This is a genomic window from Saccharopolyspora sp. ASAGF58 (genome assembly GCF_012277335.1).
Taxonomy (GTDB): Bacteria; Actinomycetota; Actinomycetes; order Mycobacteriales; family Pseudonocardiaceae; genus Saccharopolyspora; species Saccharopolyspora hattusasensis.
In genome coordinates this window covers 771,521-796,376 of the sequence record NZ_CP040605.1, presented here as the reverse complement: position 1 = coordinate 796,376, position 24,856 = coordinate 771,521, and the positions used below count along the sequence as shown (strand labels likewise).

At 68.8% G+C, this 24,856-nt stretch carries 24 protein-coding genes and 1 tRNA gene; 14 read left to right on the top strand and 11 right to left on the bottom strand.

Features of this window, described 5'->3' with window-relative positions:
- The first annotated feature begins 44 nt into the window (after nt 1-44).
- The 5 genes from FDZ84_RS03450 (at nt 45) to FDZ84_RS03430 (ending at nt 6,212) form a co-directional block, all read left to right on the top strand.
- Nucleotides 45-1,268: a sarcosine oxidase subunit beta family protein gene (locus FDZ84_RS03450; protein ID WP_168584677.1), complete on the top strand. Its 1,224-nt coding sequence runs from the start codon at nt 45-47 to the stop codon at nt 1,266-1,268.
- 233 nt (nt 1,269-1,501) lie between these two features.
- Nucleotides 1,502-1,768: a sarcosine oxidase subunit delta gene (locus FDZ84_RS03445; RefSeq protein ID WP_168584676.1), complete on the top strand. Its 267-nt coding sequence runs from the start codon at nt 1,502-1,504 to the stop codon at nt 1,766-1,768.
- Entirely contained in the window at nt 1,765-4,599 is a 2,835-nt protein-coding gene (locus FDZ84_RS03440; protein WP_168584675.1) for a 2Fe-2S iron-sulfur cluster-binding protein, read from the top strand. Before FDZ84_RS03445 ends, FDZ84_RS03440 begins: the two co-directional genes overlap by 4 nt.
- Complete coding sequence (locus tag FDZ84_RS03435) at nt 4,586-5,215, top strand: sarcosine oxidase subunit gamma (RefSeq protein WP_246868771.1); 630 nt, start codon at nt 4,586-4,588, stop codon at nt 5,213-5,215. Before FDZ84_RS03440 ends, FDZ84_RS03435 begins: the two co-directional genes overlap by 14 nt.
- Before the next feature lie 169 nt (nt 5,216-5,384).
- On the top strand, nt 5,385-6,212 hold the full coding sequence (locus FDZ84_RS03430; RefSeq protein ID WP_168584673.1) for an alpha/beta fold hydrolase: 828 nt from the start codon (nt 5,385-5,387) through the stop codon (nt 6,210-6,212).
- A 10-nt stretch (nt 6,213-6,222) separates the two neighbouring features.
- Here the strand turns inward: FDZ84_RS03430 and FDZ84_RS03425 are convergent, their stop codons facing one another.
- Entirely contained in the window at nt 6,223-7,410 is a 1,188-nt protein-coding gene (locus FDZ84_RS03425; protein WP_168584672.1) for an NAD(P)/FAD-dependent oxidoreductase, read from the bottom strand.
- A gap of 219 nt (nt 7,411-7,629) precedes the next feature.
- On the opposite strand from FDZ84_RS03425, the gene FDZ84_RS03420 reads away from it, so the two are divergent.
- Nucleotides 7,630-8,373, top strand: coding sequence for an IclR family transcriptional regulator (locus FDZ84_RS03420; RefSeq protein ID WP_168584671.1), 744 nt, complete (start codon nt 7,630-7,632; stop codon nt 8,371-8,373).
- A gap of 91 nt (nt 8,374-8,464) precedes the next feature.
- Here the strand turns inward: FDZ84_RS03420 and FDZ84_RS03415 are convergent, their stop codons facing one another.
- Complete coding sequence (locus FDZ84_RS03415; RefSeq protein WP_168584670.1) at nt 8,465-10,030, bottom strand: Na+/H+ antiporter; 1,566 nt, start codon at nt 10,028-10,030, stop codon at nt 8,465-8,467.
- 104 nt (nt 10,031-10,134) lie between these two features.
- On the opposite strand from FDZ84_RS03415, the gene FDZ84_RS03410 reads away from it, so the two are divergent.
- Entirely contained in the window at nt 10,135-10,404 is a 270-nt protein-coding gene (locus FDZ84_RS03410; protein ID WP_168584669.1) for a UBP-type zinc finger domain-containing protein, read from the top strand.
- 270 nt (nt 10,405-10,674) lie between these two features.
- Here FDZ84_RS03410 and FDZ84_RS03405 read toward each other — a convergent pair whose 3' ends face one another.
- Nucleotides 10,675-12,174 carry an amino acid permease gene (locus FDZ84_RS03405; protein WP_168584668.1) on the bottom strand — a complete coding sequence of 500 codons (1,500 nt, stop codon included), beginning with the start codon at nt 12,172-12,174 and terminating at the stop codon, nt 10,675-10,677.
- Between the two features lie 434 nt (nt 12,175-12,608).
- Entirely contained in the window at nt 12,609-13,016 is a 408-nt protein-coding gene (locus FDZ84_RS03400) for a hypothetical protein (protein ID WP_168584667.1), read from the bottom strand.
- A 404-nt stretch (nt 13,017-13,420) separates the two neighbouring features.
- Between FDZ84_RS03400 and FDZ84_RS03395 the strand changes: the two genes are divergently transcribed.
- The gene (locus FDZ84_RS03395; RefSeq protein WP_168584666.1) at nt 13,421-13,831 is read left to right on the top strand and encodes a hypothetical protein; all 411 of its coding nucleotides are present in this window, start codon (nt 13,421-13,423) and stop codon (nt 13,829-13,831) included.
- On the opposite strand, the gene FDZ84_RS03390 is transcribed toward FDZ84_RS03395, so the two are convergent.
- Together FDZ84_RS03390 and FDZ84_RS03385 are read right to left on the bottom strand one after the other, a co-directional pair.
- Nucleotides 13,779-14,558 (bottom strand): cupin domain-containing protein, encoded by a 780-nt coding sequence (locus FDZ84_RS03390; protein ID WP_168584665.1) that lies wholly within the window; start codon nt 14,556-14,558, stop codon nt 13,779-13,781. The two genes, FDZ84_RS03395 and FDZ84_RS03390, sit on opposite strands and share 53 nt — an antisense overlap.
- 218 nt (nt 14,559-14,776) lie before the next feature.
- Nucleotides 14,777-15,823, bottom strand: coding sequence for an LLM class F420-dependent oxidoreductase (locus FDZ84_RS03385; RefSeq protein WP_168584664.1), 1,047 nt, complete (start codon nt 15,821-15,823; stop codon nt 14,777-14,779).
- A gap of 251 nt (nt 15,824-16,074) precedes the next feature.
- Between FDZ84_RS03385 and FDZ84_RS03380 the strand changes: the two genes are divergently transcribed.
- Nucleotides 16,075-17,040: a Ppx/GppA phosphatase family protein gene (locus tag FDZ84_RS03380; RefSeq protein WP_168584663.1), complete on the top strand. Its 966-nt coding sequence runs from the start codon at nt 16,075-16,077 to the stop codon at nt 17,038-17,040.
- A 115-nt stretch (nt 17,041-17,155) separates the two neighbouring features.
- A complete protein-coding gene (locus FDZ84_RS03375) occupies nt 17,156-17,545 on the top strand; it encodes a phage holin family protein (RefSeq protein ID WP_168584662.1) in 390 nt (129 codons plus the stop codon).
- A 256-nt stretch (nt 17,546-17,801) separates the two neighbouring features.
- On the opposite strand, the gene FDZ84_RS03370 is transcribed toward FDZ84_RS03375, so the two are convergent.
- A complete protein-coding gene (locus FDZ84_RS03370) occupies nt 17,802-18,740 on the bottom strand; it encodes a DMT family transporter (RefSeq protein WP_210435414.1) in 939 nt (312 codons plus the stop codon).
- Between the two features lie 74 nt (nt 18,741-18,814).
- Between FDZ84_RS03370 and FDZ84_RS03365 the strand changes: the two genes are divergently transcribed.
- Entirely contained in the window at nt 18,815-19,714 is a 900-nt protein-coding gene (locus FDZ84_RS03365; protein ID WP_168584661.1) for a LysR family transcriptional regulator, read from the top strand.
- 520 nt (nt 19,715-20,234) lie between these two features.
- Nucleotides 20,235-21,176: a C39 family peptidase gene (locus FDZ84_RS03360; protein WP_246868770.1), complete on the top strand. Its 942-nt coding sequence runs from the start codon at nt 20,235-20,237 to the stop codon at nt 21,174-21,176.
- Between the two features lie 375 nt (nt 21,177-21,551).
- On the opposite strand, the gene FDZ84_RS03355 is transcribed toward FDZ84_RS03360, so the two are convergent.
- Nucleotides 21,552-21,622 (bottom strand) — tRNA-Val (locus FDZ84_RS03355).
- 386 nt (nt 21,623-22,008) lie between these two features.
- Here FDZ84_RS03355 and FDZ84_RS03350 point away from each other — a divergent pair.
- Entirely contained in the window at nt 22,009-22,560 is a 552-nt protein-coding gene (locus FDZ84_RS03350; protein WP_168584660.1) for an HD domain-containing protein, read from the top strand.
- Here FDZ84_RS03350 and FDZ84_RS03345 read toward each other — a convergent pair.
- Nucleotides 22,548-23,024 carry an NUDIX domain-containing protein gene (locus tag FDZ84_RS03345; protein WP_168584659.1) on the bottom strand — a complete coding sequence of 159 codons (477 nt, stop codon included), beginning with the start codon at nt 23,022-23,024 and terminating at the stop codon, nt 22,548-22,550. The two genes, FDZ84_RS03350 and FDZ84_RS03345, sit on opposite strands and share 13 nt — an antisense overlap.
- Nucleotides 23,025-23,038: 14 nt before the next feature.
- Nucleotides 23,039-23,779 carry a helix-turn-helix transcriptional regulator gene (locus FDZ84_RS03340; RefSeq protein ID WP_168584658.1) on the bottom strand — a complete coding sequence of 247 codons (741 nt, stop codon included), beginning with the start codon at nt 23,777-23,779 and terminating at the stop codon, nt 23,039-23,041.
- Nucleotides 23,780-23,979: 200 nt separating this feature from the next.
- On the opposite strand from FDZ84_RS03340, the gene FDZ84_RS03335 reads away from it, so the two are divergent.
- The gene (locus FDZ84_RS03335) at nt 23,980-24,186 is read left to right on the top strand and encodes a hypothetical protein (RefSeq protein WP_168584657.1); all 207 of its coding nucleotides are present in this window, start codon (nt 23,980-23,982) and stop codon (nt 24,184-24,186) included.
- Nucleotides 24,187-24,197: 11 nt separating this feature from the next.
- Here the strand turns inward: FDZ84_RS03335 and FDZ84_RS03330 are convergent, their stop codons facing one another.
- The gene (locus tag FDZ84_RS03330) at nt 24,198-24,545 is read right to left on the bottom strand and encodes a helix-turn-helix domain-containing protein (protein ID WP_246868768.1); all 348 of its coding nucleotides are present in this window, start codon (nt 24,543-24,545) and stop codon (nt 24,198-24,200) included.
- Nucleotides 24,546-24,856: the final 311 nt, after the last annotated feature.

Here is a 24,856-nt window from a genome sequence, read left to right as displayed (position 1 = left end):
GAACTTCTACCCTAGATGTTCCCCGGGCGTCCCGGAGGGCTGGCATGGCCCCACTTCCCGTCCTGCCGCAGCCGCCGCCGCGGCTGTGGCGCAGTCCGGAACCAAAGCGCCATTACGAGGTGGTGATCGTCGGCTCCGGCGGCCACGGTCTGGCGACGGCCTACTACCTGGCGCGCAACCACGGCATCCGCGACGTCGCGGTGCTCGAACGCGGCTGGCTGGCCGGCGGCAACATGGCCCGCAACACCACGATCATCCGCTCCAACTACCTCTTCGACGAGAGCGCGGCGCTCTACAACCGCGCGCTGGACCTGTGGGAGCAGTTGCCCGCCGAGCTGGAGTACGACTTCCTGTTCAGCCAGCGGGGCGTGCTCAACCTCGCGCACACCGAGCAGGAGGTCCGGGATTCCCGGCGGCGGGTGTTCGCCAACCAGCTCAACGGGGTCGACGCGGAATGGGTGGAGCCGGCCGGGATCGCGGAGCTCTGCCCGATCCTGAACCTCGCCGACGACATCCGGTACCCGGTGCTGGGCGCGACGCTGCAGCGGCGCGGCGGGATCGCCAAGCACGACCACGTGGCGTGGGCGTTCGCGCGCAAGGCCGACGAGATGGGTGTGGACCTCGTCCAGGGCTGCGAGGTAACGGGATTCGAGACCGACGGCGACCGGGTGACCGGGGTGCAGACCTCGCTCGGACCCATCGGCGCGGGGCGGGTGGCGCTCGCGGCGGCGGGGCGGACGACGCTGCTGACCGACACGCTCGGGCTCCGGCTGCCGTTGCAGAGCCACCCGCTGCAGGCCCTGGTGTCGGAGCTGCTGGAGCCGATCCACCCGTGCGTGGTGATGTCCAACCACGTGCACGTCTACTGCAGCCAGGCGCACAAGGGCGAACTGGTGCTGGGCGCGGGCATCGACTCCTACAACGGCTACGGCCAGCGCGGCTCGGTGCACGTGATCGAACGCCAGATGGCCGCGGCGCTGGAGCTGTTCCCGATCTTCGCGCAGGCGCACGTGATCCGGACCTGGGCGGGCACCGTGGACGTCACGCCGGACGCGTCGCCGATCATCGGGCCGACCCCGTACGAGAACCTCTTCCTCAACTGCGGCTGGGGGACCGGCGGTTTCAAGGCGACCCCCGGCGTGGGCTGGGTGTACGCGCACACCATCGCCACCGGCCGTCCGCATCCGCTCAACGAGCCCTACGGACTCGACCGGTTCACCACCGGAGCCCTGATCGACGAACACGGCGCAGCCGCCGTCGCCCACTGAGGAGGTCGCCCACTGAGGAGGTCGCCCACTGAGGAGGTCGCCCACTGAGGAGGTCGCCCACTGAGGAGGTCGCCCACTGAGGAGGTCGCCCACTGAGGAGGTCGCCCACTGAGGAGGTCGCCCACTGAGGAGGTCGCCCGGTCCCCGGTTTTCCGCAAGTTCCATTGAAATCGGATCTTCGATTTCAATGGAACTTGCGGATCCAAAGATTTTGATCAGGTTTGGAGTCCCTGATGCTGCTGATCCATTGCCCCTGGTGCGGGGATCGGGATGAGACCGAGTTCCAATACGGCGGCCAGGCCCACGTCGACTACCCGGATAACCCGGACGACATGGGGGACGCCGACTGGGCCGGGTACCTGTTCCTGCGCGACAACCCGCGCGGGTGGTTCCACGAGCGCTGGTCGCACACCGCTGGCTGCCGGCGCTGGTTCAACGTCGTCCGCGACACCGCCACCAACGAGATCCACCCCGAGACCGCCGGAAAGGCGGCGCCATGACACGCCTCGGCACGGGCGGTCGCATCGACCGGACCCGAACGCTGCGGTTCACCTTCGACGGCATCGAACTCACCGGGCACCCCGGCGACACGCTCGCCTCCGCGCTGCTGGCCAGCGGCCGGATCGAGGTCGGCCCGTCGATCTACCGGGACCGGCCGCGCGGCATCGTCACGGCCGACTGCACCGAACCGAACGCGCTCGTGCAGGTGCTGGGTGGCAGGCCGGAGCCGCTGGTGCCCGCCACGCAGCTGGAGCTCTACGACGGCTTGCAGGTCGCGAGCCTCTCCGGCGTCGGCTGGCTCAGCGACGCGCCGGATTCCGCGGTCCACGACAAGAAGTACGTGCACGCCGACGTCGTCGTGGTCGGTGCCGGGCCCGCCGGGATCGCCGCCGCGCTCGCCGCCGGGCGCGGCGGCGCGCGGGTGGTGCTGGTCGAGCAGGGCCGCGAGCTCGGCGGGTCGCTGCTCGACGGCGGCGAGCTCATCGACGGTCGTCCCGCGAGCGAGTGGATCTCGCGCGCGGCAAGGGAATTCGTCGACTCACCGGAGGTTCGGGTGCTGACCCGCGCCACCGCCGTGGGCCACTACGACCACAACTACCTGCTCGTCGCCGAGAACCGAGGCGACCGCAAGCGGCTGTGGCACGTGCGCGCCCAGCGAGTCGTGCTGGCCACCGGCGCGCACGAGCGGCCGATGGTATTCGCCGACAACGATCGGCCCGGCATCATGCTCGCCTCGGCGGTTCGCAGCTACCTCAAGCGCTTCGCGGTGCTGCCGGGCCGGGCGGCCGTCGTGGTCACCACCTCCGACAGCGCCTACCTGACCGCCCTCGACCTGGCCGCCGCAGGTGGGCACGTCCGCGCCGTCGTCGACACCCGGCCGCAACCGCCGCAGCGGCTCGTCGAGCAAGCCCGCTCGCTGGGCGCGCAGGTGTTCACCGGCTCGGCCGTCATCGGCACGGCGGGGGACCGGCGGGTGTCGTCCGCGCGGATCGCCGGGATCGACGACGAGGGGCTGCTCACCGGCACGCCGGTGGACGTCGACTGCGACCTGCTGGCGGTCTGCGGCGGCTGGAGCCCCGCCGTGCACCTGTTCAGCCAGACCGGCGGCGAGGTGCGCTGGGACCAGCTGGTGTCCGCGTTCGTGCCGGTGCAGAAAACGGGGCTGCCCAAGGTGATCGGGGCCGCCCGCGGCACCTACGACCTGGCCGGATGCCTCGCCCAGGGCTTGGCGGCCGGGGCGGAGGCGGCGACCGCGAGCGGCTTCCGGGTCGCCGCGCCGCCCGTGCCGCCGGTGACCGGCGACCGGCCGGTCGCCCAGCCGCGCCCGCTGTGGCTGGTCCCTGCGGAGTCCGGTGACCCAGCACAGTGGACAGATCACTTCGTCGACCTGCAACGGGATTCCACGGTCGCCGACGTGTGGCGCGCGGTCGGCGCGGGGATGCGCTCGGTCGAACACGTCAAGCGCTACACCACCATCAGCACCGGCAGCGACCAGGGCAAGACCGCCGCGGTCAACGCCATCGGCGTCATCGCCGACGCGCTGCTGGCCGAATCGCCGGGGGCGGTTGGCACCACGACGTTCCGGCCGCCCTACACGCCGGTGTCGTTCGCGCTGCTGGCCGGGCGCGACCGGGGCCGGTTGCACGACCCGGTGCGGACCACGCCGATGCACTCCTGGCACGTCGCGCACGGCGCGGAGTTCGAGAACGTCGGCCAGTGGAAGCGGCCCTGGTACTACCCGCGCCCTGGCGAGGACATGGCCGCCGCGGTGCGCCGCGAATGCCTGGCGGCGCGCACCGGGGTGGCGATGCAGGACGCCACCACGCTCGGCAAGATCGAGATCGTCGGCCCGGACGCACCGGAGTTCCTGAACCGGATCTACACCAACGCCTTCGCCAAGCTCCCGGTCGGCAAGGCCCGCTACGGCGTCATGTGCAAGGCCGACGGGATGGTCCTCGACGACGGTGTGTCGATGCGGCTGGCCGAGGACCGCTACCTCATGAGCACCACGACCGGCAACGCGGCGGCGGTGCTGGATTGGCTGGAGGAGTGGCTGCAAACGGAGTGGCCGCACCTGGCGGTGCACTGCACCTCGGTGACCGAGCAGTGGGCCGCGGTGGCGGTGGTCGGGCCGGACTCCCGCGAAGTGGTGGGCCACGTGGCACCGGACCTGGACGTCTCGGCCGAGGCCTTCCCGTTCATGGAGTTCCGGGAAACGGTGCTGGGCAACGGGATTCCGGCCAGGATCTCCCGCATCTCGTTCTCCGGCGAGCTGGCGTTCGAGATCAATGCGGCCGCCTGGTACGGCATGGCGGTGTGGGAGGCGGTGCACGAGGCCGGCCAGGACTTCGGCATCACGCCCTACGGCACCGAAACCATGCACGTGCTGCGGGCCGAGAAGGGGTTCGTGATCGTCGGGCAGGACACCGACGGCACCGTGACCCCGCACGACCTGGGCATGGACTGGGTGGTTTCGAAGCGCAAGGACTTCGTCGGCAAGCGCTCGTTCGCCCGCCCCGACACCGCGCGCGCCGACCGCAAGCAGCTGGTCGGGCTGCTGCCGGTGGACCCGGCGGAGCTGCTGCCGGAGGGCGCGCACCTGGTGGAGCCCGGCACCCCGCTGGAGCCGCCGGTACCGATGCTCGGGCACGTCACCTCCAGCTACCGCAGCGCGATCCTGGACCGGACGTTCGCGATGGCGTTGGTGCGCAACGGACAGCAGCGCATCGGCGAGGTGCTGCACGTGCCGGTAGACGGCCGGTCGATCCCGGTCGAGGTGACCCAACCGGTGTTCTATGACGTGGAAGGAGCCCGCCGTGACGGTCGCTAGCCCCGCCGACTCCCGGGTCGGTGCCCTGTCCCTGCGCCGCAGCCCACTGGCCGACCGCGCGGCGGAGCTCGCCGCGCACGGCGCCGGCGGTCCGCGCGGTGTCCGGCTGGCCGAAGAACCGTTCCTGACCCAGGTGAACCTGCGGGTGCACCCGGGCAGCCCGGCGGTGGCGCGCATCGAGCACGCCCTGGACCTGGCGCTCCCGCACCAGGAACCGAACCTGGTCTCGGGCGACGAGAACGGCGCGGCGCTGTGGCTCGGTCCGGACGAATGGCTCCTGGTCGCCCCGGACGGCCACGCGGACCGGCTGGTCGGCTCGGTCCGAAGCGCCCTGTCGGACTCCCTGGGATCCACAGTGGACGTTTCGGCGAACCGGACGACGTTGCGCCTCTCCGGCCCGGCGGCCCGCGAGGTCCTGGAGAAGATCTGCTCGCTGGACCTGCACCCGCGCGCCTTCACCCCGGGACGCTGCGCCCAGACCCTCCTCGGCCGAACCCAAGCGATCCTCTGGCAACTCGGCCCGGAACCCACCTACCGGATCCTCGTCCGCGGTTCCTTCGCCGACTACCTGGCGGACTTGCTCCTCGACGCCATGCGGGAGTTCGCCGCGCCCTGATGGTGAGCGCTGCGAACTGACCGTTCGCCTCGATAGGCGGAGCAAACGGTCTGTTCGCTCCGGCGAGCCCGCGAGCTCGAGATCGTCGGGCGACCGCCGTGCCCCTGTGCCTCAATGATGGCTGGTTGCTCGGAGCAACGGCATTCGAGCTGTCGACCGAGGGGGGCGCATGCCGACAGTTACCACCCGCGACGGTGTCGAGATCTACTACAAAGACTGGGGCAGCGGGCTCCCGGTGGTGTTCTGCCACGGCTGGCCGCTGAACGCGGACGCCTGGGAAGACCAGATGAAACTGGTGGCCGACCAAGGCTTCCGCGGCATCGCCCACGACCGCCGCGGCCACGGCCGCTCCAGCCAGCCCTGGGACGGCTACGACTTCGACACCTTCGCCGACGACCTCGCCGACCTGATCAACTCGCTGGATCTGCGCGACATCACGCTGGTCGCGCACTCGATGGGCGGCGGCGAACTCGCCCGTTACATCGGGCGCCACGGCACTGGGCGGGTCGGCAAGGCCGTGCTGCTCTCCGCGATCCCACCGTTGATGATCAAGACCGACGGCAACCCCGAGGGCGTGCCCGCCGAGGTGTTCGAGGACATCAAGAACGGCATCCTCGCCGAGCGCTCCCAGTTCTGGAAGGACACCTCCGTTGGCTTCTTCGGCGCCAACCGGGCCGGCAACAAGGTCACCCAGGGCAATCGGGACGCCTTCTGGTTCATGGCCATGCAGGAGTCCATCGAAGCGGGGGTGAAGTGCGTGGACGCCTTCGCGCGCACGGACTTCACCGAGGACCTGCAGAAGTTCGACATCCCGACGCTGGTCGTCCACGGCGACGACGACCAGGTCGTGCCCATCGACGCCACGGGCCGCAAAACCGCCGAACTCATCCCGAACGCGACCCTGAAGGTCTACGAGGGCGGCTCGCACGGCATCGCGATGGTCCCGGGGGACAAGGAGAAGTTCAACGGTGATCTCCTGCAGTTCCTCCAGAGCTGACCGCGGCGGATCAGCGGCGCGACAGGACCGGCGCCGACAGGGACGCGACGAGGCGGCGGCGGTGGACCGCGAACTGCTTGAGGCTGTTCATCGCGAACACCGCGATCGTCCGGCCGCCGCGCTGGTAGGTCGCGACGAAGCGGCGGGCCTTCAACGAGCCGTCCACCACCGTGATCCGGTCCTTCGGCCCGGCGTAGCCGGCGAACTGCAGCGTCGAATCGTACTGCCGCGACCAGAAGTGCGGCACTCCCGCGTAGGTGTCGACGGTCTGCCCGGCGAGCAGGTTGCGCACCGCGACCGGCGGCTGGTTCATCGCCGTCGACCAGTGGTCGCTGCGCACGGTGCGCGACCAGTGCACCGGCTGGTACCGGGCGATGTCGCCCACCGCCACCACGTTCGGCAGCGATGTCGCGCACCCGGAGTCGGTCACGACGCCGTCGCGAAGCTTCAGCCCGGAGCCGCGCAGCCAACGGGTGGCGGGCTCCGCGCCGACCTCGACGACCACCGCATCGGCCGGGATAACCCGGCCATCGGCGAGCTCCACGCCGGTGACCCGGTCCTCCGCGAGAACGCGCGTTGCGGGCGTCCCGCACCGCACCCGCACCCCGTAATCCTCGTGCTGCGCGAAGCAAAGCGGCGCCAGCTCGATGCCCAGGGTGCGCGCCAGCGGCAGGTGCTGGGCGTCGACCAGTGTCACCTCGGCGCCCAGAGACCGGCAGGTCGAGGCGATCTCGGTGCCGATGAGCCCGCCACCGACGACCACAACCCGCGCCCCGGCGCGGATATCGCCGCGCAGCGCCAACGCGTCGTCGACGGTCCGCAGCCGGTGGCAGCCGGGGGCTTCCGCGGTGCCCGGCAGGCTCAGGCGGGCCGACCCGGTGGCCAGCACGACGCCGTCGGCGCGGACCTCGCTGCCGTCGGCGAGCACCACCGCGCCGCGCCTGGTGTCCAGCCGCGCCGCCGGAATCCCCAACCGCCACTCCGCGGCGAGGTCGGCTTCCTCCTGCTCGCTGCCCAGCGCGAGCTCCTCCAGCTGCAGCTTCCCGGCCAGGAACTCCTTGGACAGCGGCGGCCTGTCGTACGGGCGGTGCGGTTCCGCCCCGATGATCACCAGCCGCCCGTCGAAGCCCTGTTCGCGCAGCTCCTGCGCGGCGCGCCAGCCCGCCACCGACGAGCCGACGACTGCGACCGTGTTCATGCCTCGACCGCGGCCGGTGCGGTGGCCCCGATGAATGACAACAAGCCAACCTCCGTTGCACAATGAGGAACACCGCGTAGCATGTGCAACAAATCTGACCCTTTTGTTGCGACAACGTCAAGAGGGACAACGGATGGTTCCGATATGTGCACCTCGAACGGATACGGTTGACCGGTGGGTAGCGCAGCTGAGTCACGCGGAAGGAGTTCTGGCGCTCTTGTGCAGTCCGTCGATCGGGCTGTGACCGTCTTGGAACTGCTGGCGCGCAACGGAGAAGCCGGCATCACCGAGATCGCCGGGGAGCTGGGAGTGCACAAGTCGACGGCCTCCCGGCTGGTGAGCGTGCTGGAAGCACGAGGCTTGGTGGAGCAGCTGGGGGAGCGCGGCAAGTACGCGATCGGCTTCGGCATCGTGCGGCTGGCCGGGGCGGCGACCGAGCGAATGGACCTGCCGAGACTGGGCCGCCCGTTCTGCGAGTCGCTCGCCGCGGACCTGGGCGAGACGGTCAACATCGCGATCCGGGACAACGACGTCGCCATCAACATCAGCCAGGCCCGCGGCACCGCCGCCGTAACGGCGCACAACTGGGTCGGGCAGCGCACCCCGCTGCACGCGACGTCCAGCGGCAAGGTGCTGCTGGCGTACGCGCCGCAGGAGGACCAGGAGGAACTTCTCGTCAGGCCGCTGGAGCGGTACACAACGCGAACTGTCACCAATGCCGGCGAGTTGCGCAAGGACTTCGAGCTGATCGCCCGCGACGGCTATGCGACGAGCTACGAGGAATTGGAGCTCGGGCTCAACGCCGCGGCGGTCGCGGTCTACAACCACGAGGGCGATGTGATCGCCGCGCTCAGCGCCTCGGGCCCGTCCTACCGCTTCTCCCGCAAGCGCATGCGCGAAGTCGTGGGCGCGATGCGCATCGCCGCCAAGGAACTCTCGTCCCAACTCGGCTTCCTGGCCTAGCGGCGTGGCCCGAACCGTGTAGTTCCCACGTGCCGGTTCCGCTGAGGTTCCGCTACCCGCGCCGCCACGCGAAATGAGCCGGATATTCGTTTTACTCGCGGGAGAGCCAGAGTTCTTCTAGGTCGAGCTGGTGCATGACGCGGCGCAGGACCTCGTCGTCGATGCGGCGGTTGTCGCGGAACTGGACGAAGACCGCCCGCTCCGCGGCCAGCATCTCGCCCCGCAGGCGGCGGTACGCCGCAGTCGGGCTCTCGCCGACTTCGTCGGCCGACCGGCCCAGCCGCTCCCACGCCTGGTTGCTGCGCTGCTGCGCAGAGCGGCGCAGGCGCTCCGCGACGTCGCCGGGCGGCTCGGCTTCCGCGGTGAGTTCGTCGAGCCGCTCCCGCCCGGCGCGGGCCGCGTTGTGCTGGGCTTCGGCCTCGGCGAGCGCGTCGGTGTAGTCCTCGGTGCCCCGCACCCCGAAGAAGCCGATGAGCCAGGGAAGCGTCGTGCCGTGCAGCAGCAGCGTCGCCAGCGTCACGAAGAACGTCAGGAACAGGACCTCGTCGCGGTGCGGGAACGGCGCACCGGTCAGCGTCACCGTGGGGATCGCGGAGGCGGCGGCCAACGACACCACGCCCCGCATCCCGGCCCACGACACGATCACCTTGAGCCGCCAGTCCGGGCTGCGGCGGCGGAGCAGTTCCGGCAGGTACATCACCAGAAAAACCCATGCGCCGCGCGCGAGCACCACCCCGGCGGTGAGCGCGAGCCCGGCGGCGACGAGCGGCCCGAAGTCGGTCGACACGCTCTCCGCGACGCTGCGCAGCTGCAGGCCGATCAACGCGAACACGACCGCTTCGAGCAGCGTGTCCGCCGCGTTCCACACCGCCCGGTCCTGCAGCCGCGTCGCGGCGCTGCCGGACGGCGAGCGATGCCCCAGGTACAGCCCGGCCACCACGACGGCCAGCACCCCGGAGGCGTGCACCTCCTCGGCGAGCAGGTAGGCGAAGAACGGCACGATCAGCCCTACCGCGCTTTCCAGCATGTCGTCGCGCAGCAGCCGCCGGACCCGGTGCACCACCCAGCCGATGACGTAGCCGATCACCACGCCGCCGACCGCGGCCAGCAGGAACATGCCGACCCCGGTCAGCAGGGAATAGCCGGTGCCGATCGCGGCGGCCACGGCCACCCGGTAGGCGGTCAGCGCGGTGGCGTCGTTGACCAGGCTCTCGCCGCTGAGCACCGTCATGATCTTGCGCGGCAGCCCCAGCCGGCGGCCGATCGAGGTGGCCGCGACCGCGTCCGGCGGCGCGATGACCGCGCCGAGCACCAGCGCCACGCTCAGCGGCATGCCCGGCACCAGCCACCAGGCGATCACCCCGGCGACGGCCGTGCTGAACAGCACCAACCCGAACGCGAGCAGCCCGATCGGCCGCAGGTTGGCGCGAATCCCGATGGTGGAGCTGTTCAGCGCGGCCGAGTACAGCAGCGGCGGCAAGATCAGCAGCAGCACCACGTTCGGATCGATGGTGTAGTCCGGCACGCCGGGTATGGACGACACGGCCAGGCCCACCACGACGAGCGCCAGCGGCGCGGAGAACCCGATCCGGCGGGCGAGGGCGGTCACGGCGAGCGCCCCGGCGAGCAGGGCCATCAACGCGGGTAGGTCGTGCATGCTCTCTCCGGTCAACGTCTGCGGATGCCGCAGCCGATGGTTACGTTCGAAAGCACATTGTCGTTCGAGCCGCAGACCGCGCGCTCACCACCTGGAGGTTCCGAATGTCCGGCAGTTGTGCGCACTTGCAGGCCGCGGCCGACCGCAAGCCTGCGCCCAGTCGCGAGGACGGCTGCGAGGACTGCCTCGCGGCCGGCCTGCACGTGTGGGCGCACCTGCGGGTCTGCACGCAGTGCGGGCACGTGGGGTGCTGCGACTCCAGCCCGAACCGGCACGCCACGGCCCACTTCCATCAGACCGCCCACCCGGTGATCCGCTCCTTCGAACCGGGCGAGTCCTGGAGCTGGTGCTACCTGGACGAACAGCTCGGGTGAGCCAGGCTCGTGAGTGGTCGTTCCGGTAAGAACCGGAACGACCACTCACGAGACGCAGAGCCTGTTGGTGAATGGTCTGGGTGGGTGGTCGCTTAGCGGAACCTGAGAGGTTCCCTGGACTGCGGGTGCCCCTCCTGATGTATGTCCAATACGCGGCGGAGGGGCCGTCCTCGCCAGAAAACCTCTCAGAACCCGATGGTCGTCTTGGCAAGGTGAATGCAAGCGGCTACGCCGCTTCCAAAGGCGCGGACGGCATTCGCCGACAGGCTCTCAGGCCTCGTCGGCGCCCTCCCCGACGGTCTCGCTCTTGCCGAGCCTGCTGTTCTTCCTGCTGTACATGAAGTAGACGACCAAACCGATCAGCATCCAGATGCCGAACCGGATCCAGGTCCAGCCGACGAGGTTCAGCATCAGGTAGAGGCAGGCGGCCGCAGCCAGGATCGGGACCACCGGCACCCACGGCACCCGGAAAGCCCGCGGCAGGTCCGGCCGGGTGCGGCGCAGCACCAGGACGCCGATGGACACCAGGACGAACGCGAACAGGGTGCCGATGTTGGTCATCTCGGCGAGCACGTTGATCGGGGTCAGCGAGGCGACGGCCGCCACGACGATCCCGGTGATCACCGTGATCCGGTAAGGCGTGCGGAACCTCGGGTGCACCTTGGCGAACCACACCGGCAGCAGGCCGTCCCGGCTCATCGCGAAGCCGACCCGGGCCTGACCCAGCATCAGGATGAGGATCACCGTGGTCAGCCCGGCGATCGCGCCCAGCGAGACCAGCCCGGCCGCCCACGACGCGCCGATCGCCTGGAACGCGGTGGCCATCGGCGCCGCGGTGTCCAGCTGGTCGTACTTGACGATGCCGGTCATCACCAGGGACACCAGCACGTACAGGATCGAGCAGATGGCCAGCGAGCCGAGGATGCCGATCGGCATGTCGCGCTGCGGCCGGCGGGTCTCCTCCGCGCCGCTGGCGACGATGTCGAAGCCGATGTAGGCGAAGAACACCAGCGCGGCACCCGCCACCAGGCCGCTGAGCCCGAACGAGCCGGTCTGCCCGAAGATCGCGTTGACCAGCGGTTCCTCCAGCGCCGCCCCGGCGGCACCGGGCGCCGCGGGCTGGTGCGGTGGGATGAACGGGCTCCAGTTGGCGGCCTTGATGAAGAACGCGCCGAAGATGATGAAGAACAGCACCACGACGAGCTTGATCGCCACGACCACGTTGGTCACCGAAGCACTCAGCCGGATGCCGACCACCAGGACCCCGGTCAGGATCAGCGCGATGATCGCGCCGGGGAGGTTCACCACGCCCCCGGCTCCCGGGGCGGCGGTGAGCGCCTCGGGCAGCCCCAGTCCGATCGAGTTGAGCGCCGCGACGAAGTATCGCGACCAGCCCACCGACACCGTGGAGGCGCCGACGACGAACTCCAGCATCAGGTCCCAGCCGATGATCCAGGCCAGGAACTCGCCCAGCGACGCGTAGGAGAACGTGTACGCCGAGCCGGCCACCGGCACGACCGAGGCGAACTCGGCGTAGCACAGCGCCGCCAGACCGCACGCGATGCCGGAGAAGACGAACGAGATCGCGATGCCCGGCCCGGCGTCGGTGGCCGCGGCCACGCCGGTGAGCACGAAGATGCCGGTGCCGATGATCGCGCCGATGCCGATGCCCAGCAGGTCCACCGCGCGCAGCACGCGGCGCAGGCGGAATTCCGGGGCCTCGGCATCGCGGATGGACTGTTCGACCGATTTGACACGCATGATGGACATGGGTGACCTCCTCGCCCGGGTGCCACGGTGGGCCTGTTGGCCCGCTCGCGCTGCAGCCGCGTACTGAGAGCCTGTCGGCGAATGCCCGTCCGCGCCTTTGGAAGCGGCGCAGCCGCTTGCATCCACCTTGCCAAGAAGACCATCGGCGGGTTCTGAGAGGTTTTCTGGCGAGGACGGCCCCTCCGCCGCGTATTGGACATACATCAGGAGGGGCGCCCGCAGTCCAGGGAAGCTCTCAGGTTCCGCTAAGCGACCACCCACCCAGACCATTCACCAACAGGCTCTTAGGACAGGATTGTGTCTCAAGTCACTCCGGGCAAGGCGGCGCGGCGCTCCGTGGGGCGGCCGTGATCAGCACGGCCGCGGCGGCGCGGGCTGCGGGCCGGTCCGGGGCTGCCGCCGACGGCTGCTGTAGACGCCAGCTCGCCGAGCGATCAGTTCTGGCGGCCCGGCGGGTTGGTGCTCCTCCCGAGTTCGTTGAGCGCGTCGAGCGCCGAGGTCTTGGTCTCCTGGTCGATGGCCTTGCCGGCGTCGGGAGACGGCTGGAGCAAGGTGTCCGACGACGGTGCCGCCACGGGTTCGAGATCGGGTCGGGTGCGTTCGCGAGGCCGTTGCGGCTGTTGCGGCCGCGGTCGGGAACGTGGTGGCGCGGGCGGCTGCTCGGCGCGGATGTAGAGGGCTTCCAGGACCAGCACGATGATCCCGACGACCAGCGCGCCGATCGCCAGCCACAGGCTGCTCGGGTCACCGCCGAACCACCACAGCCAGCCCGCGACCCCGCAGGCGGCGCCGGCTGCGATCGCCAGCAGATGGAACAGCAGATGGACGGCGTAACCCCTCACGGCCCGACAACCTCCCCTGAAATCGCGGTCCGTCGACGATTCCGGTTGCGAGCACCGGACCTCTGCGGAACACGCGCGCCGTTCGCGGCGGGTTGCCCGGGCATGCGCCGGGTCACGCGGTTGCGTGCCGGAAGTGGTCGGACCGAATCCGATGGTAGCTGCGGATCAGCGCGGTTTGCCCGATCAAGACCAGTACGCCCGATCACAGCACGGCGCAACCTGATCTGATCACTTTTCACCTGTTCGGGCGAGCAGCGCCGTAAGCGCCCGGCGGTCATGAGCGTCACGAATTACGGTGAATCCCCAGGGCCACAGCGAAACCGGCATTGGTGCGGTGCCGGTTCGCGCCGACGGCAAAAGTCGCGCGGAAGTGGTGGTCCGCTGCGTTTCGGGGGGTGGTGCCGGTGATCAATTCACTGGCTGGGTTCGCATTGGCGGCCACGGTCGGCATCGGGGCGATCATCGGAATGTTGATCGCGATGTCCTGGGTGGAGCGGAGGATGCTCGGGTCCGGCGTGCCGCGCCGCGAATCCGTGCACGGCCGACATCGCGAAACCAGCAGGCTCGTCGCCGAATACCGGCAGCAGCGCGCCGTTCTCGGTGCGCGCCCGCGCAACGTTCCGGTGCTCTTCACCGTGGTCACGGCGTTGCTCGCCCGCTGCTCCGCCGGAAACGCGGTGCGGATGCCGGCCCGGCGCATGGCGGCGGCCGGTGGCCCGGGCGCGATGCGCCGCCCCGGACCCCGGCACTCGTTCGACCGGCCTACCGGACGCGGAAGTCGGCGAAGTCGAAACCGGGCGAAACCACGCAGCTGACCAGCGTTTCCACGGTCGCCGCCGCGTACGCGCGCTGCCAGGTGCCGGCCGGGACGACCGCCTGCGGCGCCTGACCGGCACCCGCGCCGAGCACCACCTGCTCGGGTTCGGCGACCGGGTTCGGCCCGTTCCCGCCTAGCGAAAGCGTCAGGGGCCCGCCCCGGTGCCACAGCCAGAGCTCGTCGGAAGCGACGGTGTGCCATGCGGATTGCTGTCCGGGCGGGAGCAGGAAGTAGATCATCGTGGCGGTCGGCCGCAGGCCGCCGTTGTGCTCGATCCCGGCCGGGCTGGCCCAGGTCCGCCGGTACCAGCCGCCCTCCGGATGCGGCAGCAGGTCGAACTCCTCGGCGGTGCGGCTGCGCGTCTCCAAGCTCAGGAACCGGCCCGCGACATCGCGCCGCGCGTAGCGGACGCCGATCACCGACTCCCGCTCCAGCGGCCCGTACACGTGCGGGAACAGCGCGTCCGCCGGCACGCCTTCGGGAGGCGTCGGGTTCGCCGCCTCCCATCGCACCGGCGCGGACAGCTTCGCCGGGTCCAGCTCCAGCGCGATCATCGGTTCGGTCTCGTCGCGGTAGAGGGTGTTCGCCACGGCGAGCGTCGTGCGCAAGTCCGGGGAGCAGTGCACGAACCCCTCGGTGTCGAGGCTCGCGGCACGGATCGGGGAGTCGCGGTCGGCGTGGAACGTGTTCAGCGGCAGCAGGTGCAGCAGCGTCGATCCAGTCACCCCGACAGTCTCTCCTGATTGGTTGGGTCGACGCGATCTACCACCCGCGTTGCTCCGACGTAAACCAGCTGATAGTGCAAATGGGACACTGAGACGGCGACGCACATTACGGTCATACCAACCAGTCGGCTGAATTTGATCTTGGTCTCCAGTCGCCAAAGCCGGCGGAAGTCTGTCGATGACTGCTGCTCGGAGGTGCCCTTCAACGTTCGTGCCGATCAGACGTCGGCGGCGAGCTGCTTGACCTGCTCGATGAGCTTGGCGCGACCGGCCGCGTCGCCCGCCAGCGGCGTGACGTTGAGGGTCGTCACCCCGGACTCCTTCAGCGCCGCCAGCCGCTCCTTGACGTGGCCCACCGGGCCCACGAGCGACGTCTTCTCCAGCAGCTCGCGGGGAACCGCCGCGGCGGCCGCCTCCTTCTTGCCGCTGAGGTAGAGGTCCTGGATCAGCTCGGCCTCCGCCTCGAAGCCGTAGCGGCGGGCCAGGTTGTTGTAGAAGTTCTTGCCCTTCGCGCCCATCCCGCCGACGTAGAGCGCCAGGTACGGCCGCGCGAAGTCCAGCAGGTCGTCGAGGCCTTCGCCGATGGCCAGCGGTGCCTGGGCGACCACGTCCAGCGGCGGCAGCGACGCGTCGCGCTTCGCCTTGCCAGCCGCCAGCGGCTCGCCCCACACCTCGGCCGCCCGCTCCGGCAGGTAGAAGATCGGCTCCCAGGACTCGGCGATCTCGGCGACCAGCTCGACGTTCTTCGGACCGATCGCGGCGATCATGATCGGGATCCGGTCGCGCACCGGGTGGTTGATGAGCTTCAGCGGCTTGCCCAGCCCGGTACCCCGGTCGGCGGGCAGCGGGATGCTGTAGTGCCTGCCCTCGTGCTGAACCTTCTCGCGGCGCCAGACCTGCCGGCAGATGTCGACGATCTCGCGAGTGCGGCCCAGCGGCGCGTGGTAGGGCACCCCGTGGAAGCCCTCGATGACCTGCGGTCCGGACGCGCCGATGCCGAGCGTGAAGCGGCCGTCGGAGACGAAGTCCATGCCTGCCGCGGTCATCGCGGTCAGCGTCGGCGTGCGAGTGTAGATCTGCAGGATGCCGGAGGCGATCTCCAGGCGTTCGGTGCGGGCGGCGATGAAGCCCATCTGGCTCACCGCGTCGAACGAGTAGGCCTCCGGGACGTACACGATGTCCAGCCCGGCCTTCTCGTAGGTGGCCAGGTCGTCGACGGTCTCCTTGAAACCTCCGCTGTAGTTCAGCGGCATCCCGATGCGCATGGGCCGAACCTTTCCGGTCTGTGGCAGCGGCGATGCCGGGGCGTCGGCCGAGCCGCCGAGAGTGTCCCGAGGTTACCGCCGGGTAAAGGTCGCCGGGAGTCTCACCAGGACCACCAGGTTGTGACACACATCTCAAGAAAACCACGGTGTAGCGGGATTTTCGGTCGAAATGACCCCGACAATGGGGACATGCCGTCCATCGAGTCCACCGCGCCGCTCCACGAGCCGCGTGGCGCGCGGGTGGTCGCGGCATGAAGTTGGCTCTGCTGGACATCGGGTCCACCGCTGCGCGCCTGGAGATCGTCGACCTCGACCGGTCCCGCATGCCGCGCGCCGACTGGAGCGTGAAGGCCCGGACCAGGCTCGCCGAGCACACCGGGGCGGACGGACTTGTCACCGAGGCAGGCGTCGAGTTCGCGGTTCGGGCGGTGCAGCACTGCGTGCACGCGGCCGCGGATCAGCGCCCCGACGCGCTGGTCGCTTACGGCACCTCGGCGGTGCGGGACGCGGCCAACGGCGCGGAACTGCGGCAGCGGCTCAGCGATGCGGCCGGGGAGCGGATCGGCGTGCTCAGCCCGCGCGACGAAGCCGCCGTCACCTACCACGCCGCCCGGCGCTGGCATGGCCGTTGCGGCCCGACGCTGACCACAGTGGACATCGGCGGCGGCACCATCGACGTGGCCACCGGCATCGGCGGCGAGCCCTCCGACGTGGTCTCGCTGCCGTTCGGCGCGGCCCGGCTGACCAGGCAGTACCTGCCGGACGACCCGCCGCGGCCGAGGCACGTCGACAAGCTCGTCGCGGCGGTCCGCGGCACCATCCCGTCCTCGCTGCGCACCTTCGCCGACCGCGACCTCGGGCACCCGGTGGCGCTGTCCAAGGTGCTGCGCCAGCTCGCGGTGCTCACCGAGAGCTCGCCGGGCAAGGTGGCCCGCCACCCCGACCGGCTGTCCCGCGCGAAGCTCCGCCCCTGGATCCCGAAGCTGGCCGAGCTGGACCAGAAGCAGCGGGCGGCGCTGCCCGGCGTGTCGCGCAGCCGCGCCCGCCGCATCCTGGCCGGCGCCATCGTCGCCGAGCTGATCCTGCGCACCATCGGCGTGGACGAGCTGGAGATCTGCCCGTGGGGGCTGCGCGAAGGCCTGGTCTTCCGGTTCGCCGAAGCGCACGACGACACCGACGGCGACGCCCTCCAGCTGGTGGCCACGCTCTTCAGCTGACCCTGAGATCACCCCGGGTCACCCGGAGATCGCACCGCGCTGTGAGCGCAGCACCCCTGGACGCCGGTAGCGTCGCTGATGTTCGTGGCGGACACCCGCAGGGAGGGGGCGCGTAGTGGCACTTCTGCTGCACATCCTGATCACCATGGTGGCGGTGTGGATCACCACCGCGCTGCCCGGGATCACCCTGGAAGGCGAGGACACCACGACGAAGATCCTCACCCTGCTAGTGGTGTCGGTGATCTTCGGCATCGTCAACGTGGTGCTCAAGCCGATCGCCAAGACGCTGGGCTGCCTGCTCTACCTGCTGACTCTCGGACTGTTCGGCCTGGTGGTCAACGCGCTGCTGTTCTGGCTGACCAGCTACCTGGCCGGGGAGCTCCGCCTGCCGTTCCACGTCGACGGCTTCTGGCCGGCGTTCTGGGGCGCGCTGATAGTCACGATCGTCAGCAGCGCGCTGGCCGGCATCGTGCGCCGCACCAGGCCGCGGGTGGAGGAACGCTGACGTTGGAGTGGACCGCTGCCAAAACGCAGCGAACCGGGCGGCGCGCCGGATATCCTGCTGATCAAGTCCGACCATAGGGGATCGACGCACCCAACCGCGGCCGCGCTAGGCCTGTCCGGACCTTCCTCTCGGCAGCCGATCGCCACGCCGCCCTTGCTCGGGGGCAGCACCGGGGCGCGGCTGTTCACCCGAGGGCCGAACCCCGCGAGCTCGAGCCCGGCGATGACGCCACGTTCCTCCTGCGCACCGAGCCGCACTACGACGCCTGACGCGCGTCGACCGAGCGCGGGGTCCGGTTGGCGAACCAGATCGCCCCGACCACCAGCGCGCAACCGGTGAGCTGACTGGCGGTAGGGGTCTCGCGAAGCACCAGCATGCCGAGCCCGATGGCCATGATGGGGTGCAACAACAGCAGCGCGGCCGAGGCGTTCGGCGGGAGCCGAGCGGTGCCCCTACCGATCAGCAGCCACGCGACGACCTGCCCCAACAGCGCCAAGGCGGCGATCCAGCCCCACGAAGCGGCGGGGATGTCCAACGGCAGGCCAGTGACCAGCAGCCCTATCGCGCCCGAGGTGACGGCCGCAGACGCGGTCGACACGCACACCGGCGTGACGAAGTGGTGCGGCGAACGCTCCCCGGCCAGCCGGGTCAGGTACAGGTAGACCGCGTACGCCACCCCGGCGGCGATGCCCAGCACGGTGCCCCGCACCGGGTTGGCGGCCTGCTGGCTCCCGCTGAGCGCGCCGCCGGCCATCGCGAGCCCGCCGAGCATCAGCGGACTCAGGTGCAGGAAGCGCCGCGGAATCTGAGTGCCGCTGAAAATGCGTGCCAGCAAGGGGAAAGCCAGCACCTGGACGTTGATCAGCACGGTTGAGATGGCGGCGCCGACGTCCAGGATGCTGACGGTCCACATCACGTAGTCGATGCCGAGGAAGACGCCGGCGAGCGCGGACCAGGCCTGCAACCGCCACGGCAGGGCCCGGCTGCGGCGGGCCTCGAACAGCAGCATCGGCACGAGCGGCACCAATGCGATGGCGCAGCGCAGGAACGCGGCGGTCCCGGCATCGATGTCGGCGAGCTTGACGAACACGGCCGACGCGGACAGGCAAGCAGCGCCGCCGGTCACCAGCACCGCGGCAGCGGGATCCGGTCCGGTCCGCCGAGCGCGGGCGGGATCTCCCGATGCGGTCTTCACCAGGTCAAAGATGCCAGCGACGATCGAATGGCACTACTCACTGTTTTTACCGAAGAAGCATTAGTCTTGCTTACGTGTTGTCCTGGGATCGGCTCCGGGTGTTCGCGGCGGTCGCGGAGCACGGCTCCGTCCACGCGGCAGCGGAGTCGCTGCACATAACGGGCCCGGCGGTGTCGCAGCACCTGCGAAAGCTGGAGCGGGAGGTCGCTAGCCGCCTGGTGGAGCCGAACGGCAGAGGTATCCGCCTGACCCACGCCGGCCGCCTGCTCGCGGTGTCCGCGAGGGAAATGGTGGCGGCGGCAGCCCGAGCGGAAGCGGATCTCGCGGACCTAGACGGCCTGGTTGCCGGCCCGCTGCGCATCGGAGCAGTCGCCTCAGCCCTGCGTTGCCTGGTGCCGCAGGCGCTGAAGGCACTGACCACCGGGCACCCGAGGCTCGCCCCGGAGGTGCACGACGGAGAAGCGGTACAGATGCTTCCCGCGCTGTGCAACGGAGAACTTGACGTTGTGGTCCTGGAGAGCTGGACCCACTGCCCGACGCCGATCCCGAAGGGAGTCCAAGTCAAAAGGGTGCTGCACGAGCACGCGCTGCTAGCGGTCCCAGCAGACCACCCGCACGCCAACCTGAAGTCGGCGAACCTGGCGGACCTGCAAGACCAGCTGTGGGCCACGTGCCCGCCAGACACGGACACCTACGAGGCCCTGGTCCAACTACTGCGGACGAACGACCACCACGAGATCGACATCCGCTACTACGTGGCGGACGGTGCCACTCAGCTGAGACTGGTGGCGGCAGGCCTAGCGGTAGCCCTGATCCCGGAGATGGTCGCGACCCCAACCCCACCAGGCGTAACGCTGCTCCCTTGCGAACCGGCAGCAACGAGAAACATCCTGGCGGCGACGAAGAAGGCCGACGAAACGCCCCAAGCCCGGGCCTTCACGAGAGAGCTCCGGGAAACAGCCCGCGCAACCTGAAGGCGAGATCGGCTGCCGGGGGCTCCCAATATCATCAACTAGCTGCTCGGGGCCCTTGTGCCGAGCCTCACGGTCGCCTTTTAGCCGATCTTCGCGGAGGGGTGAGCGGGAAGTCGATCTGGGACCGGATGGCTTGAGGGCAGGTGCCGCCGATCGTTGCCGGGGTGCCGGTTTCGCCCCGTGCGCCTTGATTGTCCTCACGTCGCGTGTACGCCCGTTATCAGCGCAAATGCCGCCCGGATCCGCAGCGGTAAAAGGCTCGGTGGCCGGAGCTGGCGCGCTCGCTCCGGCGCCTGCTCGGCTCCCGTTCGGCGATTTCCGGTATCAGCGGCGATTGCTACGGAGAGGAGCCGATCAAGAGGTAATCGCTGGTCTGATCAGGTGAAGCGGTTGAAGCATCCATAACACTTAGTTACGGTCAGCGGCAGTGCATCACGATCCGGTCACGAGGTCTCGGCCCCGAGAGGACACCGCACCCCGGCGGTAGCGACCGGATCGTCCCCGACGTGGAAAGGCATACGTGCACAAGCATCGCAACGCGGGCGGTCACACCCCGAAGGCCGCGATCCGCGCACTCGTTGACAGGTTCCACCCGAACTCGGGCGGTGGCGCTCCGTCTCGCAAGGTGTCCGGCAAGGTCCTCTCGGCGGTCGTCGCCGGTGGCGCGATCGTGGCGGTCGGCCATCCGCTGGTAGCGGGCGCGGCTCCGGTTCCGGCGCCCGCCCAGGTCCGCGCCGCCGACACCGCGGTGCAGGCTCCGGCAGCGCCTCCCGCTCCGGCAGCGCCGCCGGCTCCTCCGGCTCCGGCGGCTCCTGCTGATGCTCCGGCTCCGGCGGCTCCTCCGGCTCCTGCTGATGCTCCGGCTCCGGCGGCTCCGGCGGCACCTGCTGATGCTCCGGCAGCGGAGGCACCGAGCGCTCCAGCGGTCGTTCCCCAGGCCGTCTCCAAGTCCGTCCCAGTCGACTACCAGGCGCAGCAGACCAGCTACTGGTGTGGCCCCACGGCGACCCGGATCGCGCTGTCCAGCAAGACCGACAAGCTGCCGGACCAGGGTTCGCTCGCGACCGAACTCGGCACCACCGAGAACGGCACGGACCACATCGGCCAGGTCGTCGACGGGCTCAACAGGGAGCTGGCAGGAACCGGCATCCACTACGTCACCCGGGACTGGGGCGACCGCCCACTGACTCCGGAGATGACCCAGCAGCTGTGGTCGGACACGGTCCGCGACATCGACGCTGGCAAGGCGATGGTCGCCAACATCGTCGCGAAGTCCGGCAACCAGCCACCCGGCTACCCGTCGAGCGAGACGATCTACCACTACGTGGCGATCATCGGCTACAACGCGGCGGACAAGACGGTGCACATCTCCGACCCCGCCCGGTTCAGCGGGATCGAGGACTACTGGCTAAGCCTCGACCAGATCGCCTCGCTGATCCAGTCCAAGGGCTACGCCGCCTGACGAAAACCGCATGCCGCGCAAGAAATGAAGGCCCGCCCATCCGGCGGGCCTTCACTTCTCGGTGCGCGGGCGAGGCCGTCGCGAGACCTCACATTCCAGGAGCCTGCGCCGTCGGATTGTTGAAATCGCCGGGACCGTCGCCAGAAGAGCCGATTGCGGTCACAATTCTCGGGGTATCTCGATCCGGTCAACCCGGCAAACCTTCAAGTTGTCTGGCTCGCGTCGGACAAGGACCAGCCTGCCTGATCTTTCATCCGAGAAAGCCACTTGGGATCTCCACCGCACTGTGGGGGGCTTGGGGGTCGACTCCCAGAATGATCAACAAGAAAGTCCCCGTCTGCGCTCTCGGCAGACGGGGACTTTCCAATTTTCGCGTGGGCGATACTGGGATCGAACCAGTGACCTCTTCGGTGTGAACGGAACGGGGTACCTCTCACAAGTCGCCCGTCTCGGACAGCGTCTCCGTTCTGACCTGCATCAGCATCGCCGGTGTCGCGGGGCGTCTCAGGAATCGCACCCGCTTTCGGGCTGTTTCAGGCCCCGGTTTAGGTACCGAGCCACTGCACAAGAGGCACACGGAGTTCCTGCTGTCTCTCGCGATTGCGTTCGGGGCAGTCCGGGATCACACCAGGGACGCCGTTTCATCGTCGCTCCGGCGATCTGAGGGCGCGATGAGATCGCCGGAGAGCGCCGCCAGCCGCCGGAGGTTCCAAGCTTCACGGCATGCCATGAGAGCGCCGGACCGGCGCTCCCCGCCGCCGACGGCGGGGAGCGCAGAACAAGCCGACTAGTCGATTACTGGTCCATCGCATGGAAGGTAGCGTGAGCACACATGGAGCTAGCCCAGCGAGCCGCCGAGATCGCCGAGCACTTCGTTGCGCCGCTCGGGCGGAGGTGGCTGCATGTTCAGGCAGTCGCAGCACGAGCGACCAAGTTGAGCGCAGCAGTCCCATCCCAGGATCGAGACACGCTCGTCGCGGCGGCGTGGTTGCACGACATCGGCTACTCACCCGAGATCGGGCACACCGGCTTCCATCCGCTCGACGGTGCCCGATGGTTGCAGAACCAGCAGTGGCCGGCGGTGGTGGTGAACCTCGTCGCACACCATTCGGGCGCTCGTTTCGAGGCAGCCGAACGCGGAATGGCGCAAGAGCTTTCGGAGTTCCCGTTCGAGGATTCCGTGTTGCTGGACGCGCTCGATACAGCCGACCTAACGACTGGGCCAGGTGGCGAGCGGCTGAGTTACGACCAGCGAATCGACGAGATTCTCAGCCGCTATGCACCCGGTGACCCTGTTCACCGAACTTGGGTTAAGGCGCGCCCCGTGCTCGCTGAATCCGTTACCCGGACCGAAAAACGGCTTGCGGAGGCTCAGCCCAGATAGGGTTCCGTGCGCGATTCGTCCAAGGCATGGTCGATTCGAAGGCGCATCGACGGGTGGATATTCAGTTGATCGAGGTCCGCAGGGGAAACCCAGCGGACCTCTTTCGTTTCGCTGCCGTCTTCCCGTGGCTCACCGCCGACCCAGCGGCACGCGAAGCAGAGCGAGAACTGCTGTCGCACTTCGCCATCGTCGTAGGCCATGACGTGGTTCGGGTTGGTGTAAACGCCGGTTAGCCGCAAGACCTCGACATCCAAGCCGGTTTCTTCTTTGACCTCGCGCACGACCGTGTCGGCGATGTACTCCCCAGCGTCGTGTCCTCCGCCTGGAATAGCCCAACGATCGTTGTCAATTTTGTGTATCAACAGGATCTGGCCAGCGCTGTTGCGGATCGCGGCCGTGACTGACGGAACTACCGAGTTCGCTGCCGGGGCGGTGGGATCGTTGAAGTAGTCGATACGGGCCACTTTGGCTCTCTCCATCAGATTGTGTCGGGTGTGGCCTCTTGCCAGACCCGCTCGAACGAACGCATGTAGTGCTCCCACATCGACCCGCCTGGGACTCGACGTAGATGCATGACCGGGTTTTCGCCAGCAAGCGCGCCGAAAGCGTGGCCGTTGACCAGTAGCTGGTCATCGAACCGATAGAGCGAGTTGTAAAGGATCGTGCCGTGCGTACGTACCTCGACGTTCGGCAGTCCCGCAACTTTGCTCAGGTAGCGACGCATCATCTGAATTCGCCCTTCGAGTCCGCCAGTTGTTCCCTCCTCGACGGCTCGCTGAATGACGGCTGCGGACTTCTCATCGCCAACGGCGAACCGGAAGACTGCGCCTTCCTCGGCTTTCCGCTTAATGATCGGCAAGATGTCGTGCTGCTCGACCAAGAATTGTCCGCTGAATACCAGCACCTCCATGCGTTCCTGGACGCCAGCGATCAGCTCATTCCACAGTGCGTACGGCACGGACGAGCGGGACTGGTAGAGGTGTACCAGCTCGGTTTCCTCGTTCGGCCGTGTGTATAGGTCGTTTGCCAGGGAAGGCCAGAGCTGGACTTCCGCTGTTTTGACCAGGTCCGCGACCTTCTGGCGTGTCCGGCGGTGCGGTACCCGCTCCCTGGTGATCCAGCGCTCTGCTGTCTTCTCGTCAACTCCGGTGTGCTGTGCGACTTCTCCCAGTGTCAGCCCAGCAGCGCGAATCGCGGCACGTAGTCGCTCGTTAGCCACCCCCACCCCCAGGGACGTTTCTAGGACGAATTTGGGACGTTGTAGGGACCATATAGAGCTGGAAAGACGTTTTCAAGTGACCTTGAAAGACCCGTTGGAACGTCCGCTGATCTGGCGTGAACTTGTTGCCATGCAAGACGGAACCCCGGAACACCGGCACCTAGCAGAGGGTGCGCGGGGGCGAACCAATGGAGGCCGAAATGGCGAAGAATCAGATGATGCCGTTCCCGATGCCCAAGGGTGGAGGCGCGGCCAAGAAGGTGCTGGGGCTGGTGTTCTTGGCCGCGCTGGTGGTCCTCTTGCTGAAGAGTCCGGTGGAAGCCGCGCAGTGGGTCAAGGCAGCTTGGGCGACGGCCATGACGGCGATCGAGCAAGTGTCCATCTTCCTGCACGGCGTCATCGGCTGATGAGTAGCGGGCTACTTGGTCGAGGTACCGCGTGGGGCCAGTTCGCCTACACGCTCTCGGAGCGCGGCCACTTCCCGGCGAAGGGCTGCGACCTCGCCGCGGAGGTCGGCGTCAGCCTCGGCCGGGGTGTCGCCTTCGAGGATTCGAGCGAGCTGGTCCTTGGGCCAGTTCAAGCCTTCGGAGATGGCAGCCAGCAGGCGGGGGCTGCGCTTCTTCGGTTCGTAGGTCTCGGGGGACTGCAGCTGGCGAAGCGTCGCAGCGCTGACGCCGGATCGCTCGGCGAGAGTCCGCTGCGTCATGTCCAGTTCCGCCAAACGGGTGTTAATCGCGGTTGCTACGGCGGTCCAGTCCTTGGCCACTACACCCTCCCTTGAAGCGCTCCGATCAGCGTAAATAGTAGCGCTTCAGTCCGCCTGCCTCGTAGGTGAACCCCCAGACGCAACCGCCATCATCGAAAAATGCGCTTTCGAAGCGCGACGAATCGCGCTAGTGTTGGCGACATCGCGCAGGACCGAGTGAGGGTTCAAACCCTCGTCGGATAATCGGAGAGCCGAGAACGCACAGGGCAGCCCGAAAGGGACTCGAAGCATAGGGTGCGGCATCCGAAACAGAATGAGATCCGAAGTGACGGCACAGCCACGCGACGATATGAGCGTGGTGGTAACTCGGC

Bases quoted from the DNA above. Each gene is read 5' to 3' on its own strand.
- FDZ84_RS03450 (WP_168584677.1), top strand. From the start codon at position 45: ATGGCCCCACTTCCCGTCCTGCCGCAGCCGCCGCCGCGGCTGTGGCGC.
- FDZ84_RS03445 (WP_168584676.1), top strand. From the start codon at position 1,502: ATGCTGCTGATCCATTGCCCCTGGTGCGGGGATCGGGATGAGACCGAG.
- FDZ84_RS03440 (WP_168584675.1), top strand. From the start codon at position 1,765: ATGACACGCCTCGGCACGGGCGGTCGCATCGACCGGACCCGAACGCTG.
- FDZ84_RS03430 (WP_168584673.1), top strand. From the start codon at position 5,385: ATGCCGACAGTTACCACCCGCGACGGTGTCGAGATCTACTACAAAGAC.
- FDZ84_RS03425 (WP_168584672.1), bottom strand. From the start codon at position 7,410: ATGAACACGGTCGCAGTCGTCGGCTCGTCGGTGGCGGGCTGGCGCGCC.
- FDZ84_RS03415 (WP_168584670.1), bottom strand. From the start codon at position 10,030: ATGCACGACCTACCCGCGTTGATGGCCCTGCTCGCCGGGGCGCTCGCC.
- FDZ84_RS03410 (WP_168584669.1), top strand. From the start codon at position 10,135: ATGTCCGGCAGTTGTGCGCACTTGCAGGCCGCGGCCGACCGCAAGCCT.
- FDZ84_RS03405 (WP_168584668.1), bottom strand. From the start codon at position 12,174: ATGTCCATCATGCGTGTCAAATCGGTCGAACAGTCCATCCGCGATGCC.
- FDZ84_RS03385 (WP_168584664.1), bottom strand. From the start codon at position 15,823: ATGCGCATCGGGATGCCGCTGAACTACAGCGGAGGTTTCAAGGAGACC.
- FDZ84_RS03380 (WP_168584663.1), top strand. From the start codon at position 16,075: ATGAAGTTGGCTCTGCTGGACATCGGGTCCACCGCTGCGCGCCTGGAG.
- FDZ84_RS03350 (WP_168584660.1), top strand. From the start codon at position 22,009: ATGGAGCTAGCCCAGCGAGCCGCCGAGATCGCCGAGCACTTCGTTGCG.
- FDZ84_RS03335 (WP_168584657.1), top strand. From the start codon at position 23,980: ATGGCGAAGAATCAGATGATGCCGTTCCCGATGCCCAAGGGTGGAGGC.